At 28.7% G+C, this 603-nt stretch carries 1 protein-coding gene and 1 pseudogene; both read left to right on the top strand.

Annotated features, from left to right (window positions below; genetic code table 11):
- Positions 1 to 200 precede the first annotated feature (200 nt).
- Positions 201 to 428 carry a hypothetical protein gene (locus ADH54_RS00715; RefSeq protein ID WP_161800808.1) on the top strand — a complete coding sequence of 76 codons (228 nt, stop codon included), beginning with the start codon at positions 201 to 203 and terminating at the stop codon, positions 426 to 428.
- A 91-nt stretch (positions 429 to 519) separates the two neighbouring features.
- Positions 520 to 603, top strand: a pseudogene (locus ADH54_RS12705) (hypothetical protein); the annotation flags it as partial.

The raw sequence follows: 603 nt of genomic DNA, 5'->3' as shown, positions 1-603 counted from the left end.
GGGATGGTAACTATATCACTTTTAAGTTTGATGAAAATCAAACGAGAATCTAAGGAAAATTAACAATAACTAGATTATTATAAAACAGGTTTTGTCCTGATAAGAATTGGAAGTATTGTTAGTTTTAACAAGGGAGTAAATTTATTCTCTTATGCAAGCTAACAATATGGATATTTAGAATGAGGTTTGAAAAAAAGATTATGAAAGAAAAAACGATAAATATTTTGTTAGTACTGGTTGATAGATTATTTTTTGGTTTAAGAATCTTGTCACTATTTTTGAAAACACTAATTTGGTGTTCTATTCCAGCATTACTTTTATATGGAATTACAGCAAATGTTAAACTCTCATTGCATTTGTATGCTTTGACTTTCTTTGTTGAAGTATTTTCATCATTAAGACTTCATATTGTGAAAGATGAGAAATAAGAAAATGAGGCTCTATAATATTTGTAGTGGGTAAATCCCCTATATAGCTTATGGAGCCTATTTTTGTGTATAAAAAAAGTTCCCTAAGACGGGAGAAAAGTCTTCAAGTCTTTGGTTATTGGGGATGGTAACTATATCACTTTTAAGTTTGATGAAAATCAAACGAGAATCTAAG

The sequence above is a fragment of the Streptococcus pseudopneumoniae genome, assembly GCF_001072315.1.
In the GTDB taxonomy this organism is placed as follows: domain Bacteria; phylum Bacillota; class Bacilli; order Lactobacillales; family Streptococcaceae; genus Streptococcus; species Streptococcus pseudopneumoniae_R.
Note: the sequence above shows the minus strand (reverse complement) of the source record. Positions and strands in the feature narration are given on the sequence as shown.

What these genes read in the sequence shown, in the direction of transcription:
- ADH54_RS00715 (WP_161800808.1), top strand. Translation starts at nt 201, where the DNA reads ATGAAAGAAAAAACGATAAATATTTTGTTAGTACTGGTTGATAGATTA.